The sequence below is a fragment of the Alcanivorax xiamenensis genome, from assembly GCF_009846745.1.
GTDB classification, from domain to species: domain Bacteria; phylum Pseudomonadota; class Gammaproteobacteria; order Pseudomonadales; family Alcanivoracaceae; genus Alloalcanivorax; species Alloalcanivorax xiamenensis.
Window position 1 is genome coordinate 1 of the sequence record NZ_AQPF01000083.1, and the last position, 7,582, is coordinate 7,582.

Sequence of the window (7,582 nt, forward strand, 5' to 3'; positions counted from 1 at the left end):
CCGCTAAACCGCGATGAACCATAAAAAAGGCGTTTTAGTGCTTGCCAGGGCATTGGGTCTGGTTTTGCATTATCGGCGTCCGGCGTCCGGCGTCCGGCGTCATCATGTAGAATGCCCGCAGTTCAATACGGAGTGTTTCATGTCTACGGAGCCGCTTGATCTGGTGGATTCCCACTGCCACCTGGACCGTCTCAATCTGGACGCCTACCAAGGTGATTTTCAGGCCCTCATGGCCGCCACCCGCGCCGATGGCGTGGGCACCATGCTGTGCATTGGCGTTGATCTGGAGACCTTTCCACGGGTGCGGGCCATGGCCGAAGCCCAGCCGGAGGTGTTCGCCACCGTCGGAGTGCATCCGCTCTACAAGGACGTGCATGAACCGGAAGCGGCGGAGCTGATCGGCCTGGCGGATCACCCCAGGGTGGTGGGCATTGGTGAAACCGGTCTGGATTACTTCTACGCCAAGGAGCAACGGGAGTGGCAGCAAAAGCGTTTTGTTGAGCATATCCGTGCCGCCCGCGACACTGATTTGCCGCTGGTGGTGCATACCCGTGGCGCCAAGGACGATACCCTGGCACTGCTGCGTGAGCATGGCGAGGGGCGGGTGCGCGGCGTGCTGCATTGTTTCACTGAGGACCGTGACATGGCGGAGCAAGCCATCGAACTGGGCTTTTATATTTCCATCTCCGGTATTGTCACGTTCCGTAATGCGGAGGCGCTGCGCGAAACCGTCGCCGCGTTGCCGGTGGAGCATCTGCTGATAGAAACCGATGCCCCCTGGCTGGCGCCGGTGCCTTACCGGGGCAAGCCCAATGAGCCGCGTTTCGTCGCCAAGGTGGCGGAGTGCGTGGCGGAATTGAAAGGGTTGCCGGTGGCGGAGCTGGCTCGCATTACCCGGAATAATTTCTTCCAGCTGTTTAATAAGGCGGTACCGTGACGACAGCGATGTTTTGGTGGTGGTTGGCGGCCGCCGCCGTGGTCGCGGCGGTGATCGCCGCGCTGCTGGTGTGGCTGCCGATGCGCCGTCGCCGTGCTCTGCTGGAGCAGGAAGCGGAACGGCTGGCACTGCGGGGCCAGGCGCTGGAGCAGGAGCGCGATGAACAGCGCCAGCGTCTGGAGCAGCAAAGTCAGCAATGGCGCCAGGCGGAAGAGAACCTGTCCATCGCCCGCGCCGAGCAGGCCCGCCTGGAGGAGCGTTTGTCCGGCCAACAGGACAAGCTGCGCTTCGCCGAGGAGAGCCGGGAGCAGTTACGCAAGGAATTCGAATTGCTGGCCAGCCGTATCTTCGAGCAGCGCAGCCGTCAGTTCGAGGAAAAGAACCGCGAAGGTATCCATACCCTGTTGCAGCCGTTTCGTGAGCAACTGACTGAATTCCGTCGCCGGGTCGATCAGATTCACGGTGACGATGCCCGGGCCCAGGCGGCGTTGACCGAGCAACTCCAGCACCTCAAGAGTCTTAATCAGCAGATGCACCAGGACGCTCGCAATCTCACCGAGGCTCTGCGCGGCCAGGTAAAGACCCAGGGCAACTGGGGCGAGATGATTCTGGAGCGGGTGCTGGAAAGTTCCGGTCTGAGCAAAGGACGGGAATACGATACCCAGGTGGCGTTGCGCGCCGAGGACGGCGGCCGGCGGCTGCCGGACGCCATCGTCCATCTGCCCGAGGGCAAGGACGTGGTCATCGACGCCAAGGTGTCACTGGTGGCTTATGAGCGCTTCACCAGCACCGAGGACGAGGAGGAGCGCCGCCAGGCCCGCGACCAGCATCTGCAATCCCTGCGCGCCCATATCAAGGGGCTCGACATCAAGGACTACAGTCGTCTGGACGGGATTCGCAGTCTCGATTTCGTGTTACTGTTCATTCCCGTGGAAGGGGCTTTCATGGCCGCGATGGAAGCGGACCCCGGGCTCTACACGGAGGCTTATGAGCGTAATATCGTGCTGGTCAGCCCCACCACGTTGCTGGTGACCCTGCGCACCATTCAGAACATCTGGCGGTATGAGTATCAGAACCGCAATGCCCTGGACATCGCCGACCGCGCCGGCCATATCTGCGATCAGGTATCACGGATCAGCGAATCCCTGGTGGACGTGGGGGATAAGCTGGGCAAGGCTCAGCAAGCCTGGGAAACCTCTTACAAACGGCTCACGGAAGGGCGCGGCAACCTGCTGGGGCAGGCCCATAAATTGCGGGATTTGGGGGCCAAGGCCCGGCGCAATTTGCCGCCACCGGTGGATGATGACGACGGTGAGGAGACCGACGAGCAATAAGCTGTTTTTTAAAGTGCCATAAATTGTTGATAAAAAACTTAAATAGGCGCCTATCGTGTTGTTAATCCGCACGGAAAGGCGCCTTTTTTGTTGGTGCGACACTTTTTTTGTGATATGGGTCACGCTGATATATCCCTATAAAAATAATAGGTAGAATTTCTTATTTTTCTGGAGTTAATTTCCCGTCTCTTTGCGAAATCGCCTTGTGGGGGATGGTGTGAATTTGCGTATTCTTGTTGTTTTCTGCTGTGTTCTGCTATGCGTGGCGCCCGTTGGGGGCCACGCACGGACCATGTCGCCGCGGATCATCGGTGGGGAAGTGGTCGCCACCGTCCCATCCTGGATGGCGGAACTGGAGGTGAGCCGCTCGGGTGATCCGGAGCAAGGTTCATTCTTGTGTGGGGCGGTTCTGGTGGCACCTGGCTGGGTGCTGACGGCGGCGCACTGTGTACGCGGCCAGAGCAGCGATCAGTTGGATCCGGGGCAGCTGTTCGTGGCGCTGGGCAGCGCGGACCGCTACCAGGAGCCGGTGGAACGCCGGGCGGTGCGGGCGGTCCATGTTCACCCCGAATTCGTCCACGGCGTTTTCCACAACGACCTGGCGTTACTGCAAATGCAGGGGGAATCCGCTTTGGCCGCGCTGGATCTGGCCAAGAACCGGGAAATGCAGGCGTTGATCGATGGCGCCGCCGAGCAGGCCTTGACCGCTTACGGCTGGGGCACCACCGAGAGCGGAAGCGCCCCTCGGGTATTGCATCAAGTGGCGCTGGATTACATCACCCCGGAGCGCTGCGCGCGGCACTGGTCCAATCTCGGCGGGCGGCAACTGTGCGCCGGTGAATTGCAAAGGCAGGGTGAGCCGGGGCGCGATACCTGCCGGGGCGACAGCGGCGGCCCCCTGGTTTATCGCTATGACGGCCGGCCGTGGCTGATCACCAGCTACGGCCCGCCCCGGTGTGCCACGCCGGAGGTGCCGGGGGTCTACACCCGGGTCAGTGATTACCTGGCCTGGATGGAAAGCACTTCCCGCGAGGCGCTGGTGGATTTGCACAGCCGGCCGCTGGCCGGGCGGCGCTACGGCCGCCCCGGGGAGACGCTGGCGCTGTCTCTGCGGTTGGAGAATCAGAGCCGGGTCAATGCGGCATATCAGGTGGGTGCCCGTATAGACCATGACCCTGGCGTCACGATCAGCGCCGACGATCTGGTCTGCGACGACCATGAGGGCTACAGCCTGTGTCGGGGGGAGGCCTCACTGGCGCGGGGCGCCAGCAGCGGGGATTACCGCCTGCGGCTGCGTTCCCGCTCGGGCGCGGCGGTGCAATCCCGGTTATGGATCCGGCCGGATAGCGCCGCCCATGACTATTACCAATTGGAACGAGACGCGGTGACCGCCATTTTCAGCGATCAGCCGGACCTGATGATGGTGGGAACCCAGCGTCTCAACGCGGAGGCGGTGACGCTGGAAGCCCGGCTGATCAATCGAGCCACCCATGTTGCCGCCCGGGACGCCTGGATGTGGTTCCGGATTCCGCAAGGCTGGTCCTGGAGGAACCTGCCCGAGGGATGCAGTGGCGGTGCCACGGTTCGCTGTCAATTGGGGGATCTGGCCGAAGGGGCGGAGGCCAGCCGGTCGCTGGTGATCGAAGGGGAGGGAGAGGGGCGGGTGCACCTGGAAGGCGGTTCTTCCAGCGGCGATTTCCCGGCCGGTGATACCGGCTTGTCGTTCCTGCCATCCCGGGCGCGGGCGGAGACGCCTCGCGCCAGTGCTGGCGGTGGTGGCGGCGCCCTGGGATGGGCATGGTGTCTATTACTGGCTTACGGGTTGTCCACCAGGCTCAGGTGAGGTGCCTGGGATTCCGCCGCCATGGCGCTGGCGTTCCCCTTCCAGGGGATGGCCTGAAATCCAGAGGGAATTCGATCCAGCAGATAAGGGGTCTTGATCACGTCGAAATAGGGCGAGTGATCGAAATCGGCGGCGTGAAACAGGCGTGGCTGTAGACGCAGCAGTCGTGAGCCGTCGTCCTCCGGCTGCTTCACCAGCGGATAAACCGGGAACTGAATGAAGGCGAAAGCTTCGCCCACCAGGCTGCCGCTGAGGGTACGCAGCAATTCGGTGGCCAGGCGATTGGAAAGCCGCCGGCGCCACCGGTTTGGCAGCGCGCGCCAGGGAAACAACCAGAGCAGCATGAGGGTGCTCCAGGAGGTGGTGCTGCCGGTGCCGACCCGGCTGATGGCGTAACGTAGCGCGTCCTGCCGCTCGTCCGTGGACAGATTCTGTGCCCGGCAGACGCGCAGATGCAGGCCGCTGAGCGTGCCCAGCTCGCGCACCCGTAATCCTCGCTCCAGGCTGGCATCCAGCACCAACTGGGTGTCCGGCTCGCAGGGTACGTAATCGGCGAGCAGGGCGCGCAGGGCCGGGTCGGCGACGTCGTGCAGACGGCCTATATAAAGCAGGGCGCGGGAGAACCGGCTGCCGGTGAGCCGCCGCAGGCGCCGGTCCAGGGCACTGTCGCTGTCCACCAACAGTACGTCGCAGGGTTGCAGCAGGACACGCTGATGGTCCAGGCTGCTTTGTGGCCAATCCTTGCCGCCGTCCTGACGTTGCAGGCGCTCGCACAGCCATTGGTAGAGTCGTTGCGTTCGCATGGGGCGCTATCCTACAACAGCGCCACGGCGCGGTCGATGACTGACTGGTCAGTATGGAAGTGGGGGGAGAAGCGTATGCCGCCGCCGCGTTGGGCGCAGACCACGCCACCCTGGCGCAGGCGGTCAAAGGTGGACTGGGGCGCCTCGCCGGGCAGACGGAAGGTGACGATACCGGCGCGGCGACGGGCGGTTTCCGGGGTCAACAACTCCGCGCCGCGCGCCTTGAGCGCATTGATCAGGCCGCTGACGATATCGGTCAGCCGCTGTTCCACCGAGACCATGCCCACCTCCTGCAGTAACGACAGCGAGGCGTTGAGTGCATGGGCGCACAACAGGTTGGGGCTGCCGCATTCGAAACGCCGGGCATCGTCCGCCGGCCGCCAGTCCTGGCGATCATAGTCGCCGGACGCCGCCACCATGTGCCAGCCGAACTGGCGCAGGCGCAGCCGGTCGCGGGCTTCCGGCCGGGCATAGAACAGCGCCAGGCCTTCCGGCCCCAGCATCCACTTGTGGCCGTCGGCGACGACGAAGTCCGCGCTGATGCTCTCCGCGTCGAAAACATGGGCTCCCAGACTCTGGATCGCATCCACGCAGAACAACACCCCTCGTTCCCGGCACGCGGCACCGATCCGGGCCAGATCCAGGCGGATGCCACTGGCGTATTGCACCGACGACAGCGACACCAAGCGCACCCGGGGTCCAAGCGCGTCAATAATGCGCTGCTCGGCGTCATCGCCGTCCACCGCCACCTGGATCACTTCCACCCCCTGTCCGGACAGCGCTTGCCAGGGGATACGGTTGGAGGGGAACTCCTGATCACTGATCAGCACCTGATCACCGTCCCGCCAGGATAAGCCCTGGGCGATCACCGACAGCCCCTCGGAGGTGTTCTTGAGCAAGGCGATGTCCTCCTGGGGCACGCCTCCGATCAGAGCGGCGAGGCGTCCGCGCAGGGTCTGCTCAGTGTCGAGCCAGCGCGGATAATCCCGCGCTCCCACGGTGATGTTTTGCTCGGCGAAACGCACCACCGCGTCCCGGGTGCGTTTTGGCCAGGGCGCCACGGCGGCGTGATTCAGGTAAAGCACGTCCTTTTCAAGGGGAAATTCCGCGGACAGATCCAGAGCGCTGGTCATGTGATGATCGACTCCATTGTCATTGCCGGGCGGGGGGGTATCATCCTGCCCAAAAGGGCATCGATAATTCGTCAGCGAGCCTGGTTACGCTTTGCTCGCCATCGCGTTGCCGCTGGCAACGCCGCGAGAGGGTGTCGCGAACCGCGGGCTTTATGAGCTCCGGCGCGGCGGCGAATGGATGGTAAACAGGCTCTTACAGCATGACCGATTGCCGTGGCAGGTCAACCTGGCTCGTGATGCATGGTGCCGGGGGGTGGGATAAACTGTGGTGAATCGCGGGATTCACCGGTCTTGGGAGTAAGGATGAATGGCTGATCTGGAAAAAGCGACGCGTAAGGCGCAGGAGTTCCGGCAACGGGAACAGCAAATCCTCGATACCGCTCTGGAGCTGTTCCTGGAGCAGGGGGAGGACCGTGTCACCGTGGAAATGATCGCCGACCGGGTGGGGATTGGCAAAGGCACCATCTATAAACACTTCGAAACCAAGAATGAGATTTATCTGTTGCTGATGCTCCGTTATGAAGAGGATCTGGCGGCGGTGTTCAACAGTATTTCCGAGGAGGACGACAAGGAAAAACTGACCCGCGAATATTTCCGGTTCCGTATCAATGATCCGGCCCGTTATCAGCTGTTCGACCGGCTTGAGAACAAGGTGATCAAGGATCATGCGGTGCCGGAACTGGTGGAAAAACTGCACAACATCCGTGAAGCCAATTTCGAGCGCCTCAAGAGCATCGTCAAGGCACGGATCAGCGAAGGCTCCCTGGAAGACGTGCCGCCGATTTATCACATTTGCGCGGCCTGGGCGCTGGCCCATGGCGCCGTGGCGCTGGTGCAGTCGCCATTTTATATGGGGCTGATCGATGAAAAGGAGGATTTCCTCGACTTTCTGATCGAAATTGGTATCCGCATGGGCAACAAAGGACAACGCCGAAAATGACTTCCGCTGATTCCCTGTTGGCCCTGCTGGAAAAAGCCGAACGGGACGAGCAAGGGTTGCCGCCAGTGCATCGGTGGCACCCGGAGCATCAGGGCGAAAGCCGTATGCGCATCGCCCGCGACGGCACCTGGTTCTACCAGGAATCGCCGATTGAGCGGGAACGCATGGTGCGGTTGTTCTCCACCATTCTTTTGCGGGAAGGCGATGACTACTTCCTGATTACGCCGGTGGAGAAGTTGCGCATCGAGGTGGATGACGCTCCCTTTGTCGCCACCGACGTGCAGCGGGTGAAGGACGGTGGTGTCGACAAGCTGGTGTTCACCACCAACGTGGGAACTCACGTGGTGGCCGGCGAACGGCACCCGTTACGGATAGAACACGACCCGGACAGCGGTGAGCCATCTCCCTATCTGCATGTGCGCGACAACTTGGAAGCACTGATCTCCCGCAACATGTTTTATCAACTGGTGGAATGGGCTGGCCATGAAGAGCGGGACGGCGTGACCCACTTATATATCGACAGCGACGGTGCCCGTTTTCCCCTCGGTTCGTTTTAAAAGTGCCGGACGCCGGACGCCGGACGCCGGACGCT

Annotated in this window: 7 protein-coding genes; 5 read left to right on the top strand and 2 right to left on the bottom strand. The window is 62.3% G+C overall.

Features of this window, described 5'->3' with window-relative positions:
• The first annotated feature begins 139 nt into the window (after positions 1–139).
• The 3 genes from A6D6_RS21125 (at position 140) to A6D6_RS21135 (ending at position 4,114) form a co-directional block, all read left to right on the top strand.
• On the top strand, positions 140–937 hold the full coding sequence (locus tag A6D6_RS21125) for a TatD family hydrolase (RefSeq protein WP_159661797.1): 798 nt from the start codon (positions 140–142) through the stop codon (positions 935–937).
• On the top strand, positions 934–2,271 hold the full coding sequence (locus A6D6_RS21130) for a DNA recombination protein RmuC (protein WP_236564204.1): 1,338 nt from the start codon (positions 934–936) through the stop codon (positions 2,269–2,271). Before A6D6_RS21125 ends, A6D6_RS21130 begins: the two co-directional genes overlap by 4 nt.
• A 292-nt stretch (positions 2,272–2,563) precedes the next feature.
• Entirely contained in the window at positions 2,564–4,114 is a 1,551-nt protein-coding gene (locus A6D6_RS21135) for a S1 family peptidase (RefSeq protein ID WP_159661798.1), read from the top strand.
• On the opposite strand, the gene A6D6_RS21140 is transcribed toward A6D6_RS21135, so the two are convergent.
• Together A6D6_RS21140 and A6D6_RS21145 are read right to left on the bottom strand one after the other, a co-directional pair.
• Positions 4,087–4,917 (bottom strand): hypothetical protein, encoded by an 831-nt coding sequence (locus A6D6_RS21140; RefSeq protein ID WP_133492961.1) that lies wholly within the window; start codon positions 4,915–4,917, stop codon positions 4,087–4,089. The two genes, A6D6_RS21135 and A6D6_RS21140, sit on opposite strands and share 28 nt — an antisense overlap.
• An 11-nt stretch (positions 4,918–4,928) precedes the next feature.
• Entirely contained in the window at positions 4,929–6,050 is a 1,122-nt protein-coding gene (locus A6D6_RS21145; protein ID WP_159661799.1) for an aminotransferase class V-fold PLP-dependent enzyme, read from the bottom strand.
• A gap of 307 nt (positions 6,051–6,357) precedes the next feature.
• Here A6D6_RS21145 and A6D6_RS21150 point away from each other — a divergent pair, with 307 nt between their 5' ends.
• Together A6D6_RS21150 and A6D6_RS21155 are read left to right on the top strand one after the other, a co-directional pair.
• Positions 6,358–6,990: a TetR/AcrR family transcriptional regulator gene (locus A6D6_RS21150; protein ID WP_133492963.1), complete on the top strand. Its 633-nt coding sequence runs from the start codon at positions 6,358–6,360 to the stop codon at positions 6,988–6,990.
• Positions 6,987–7,547, top strand: a complete 561-nt coding sequence (locus tag A6D6_RS21155) for a DUF1285 domain-containing protein (protein ID WP_133492964.1) — start codon at positions 6,987–6,989, stop codon at positions 7,545–7,547. Before A6D6_RS21150 ends, A6D6_RS21155 begins: the two co-directional genes overlap by 4 nt.
• The last annotated feature ends 35 nt before the right edge of the window (positions 7,548–7,582 follow it).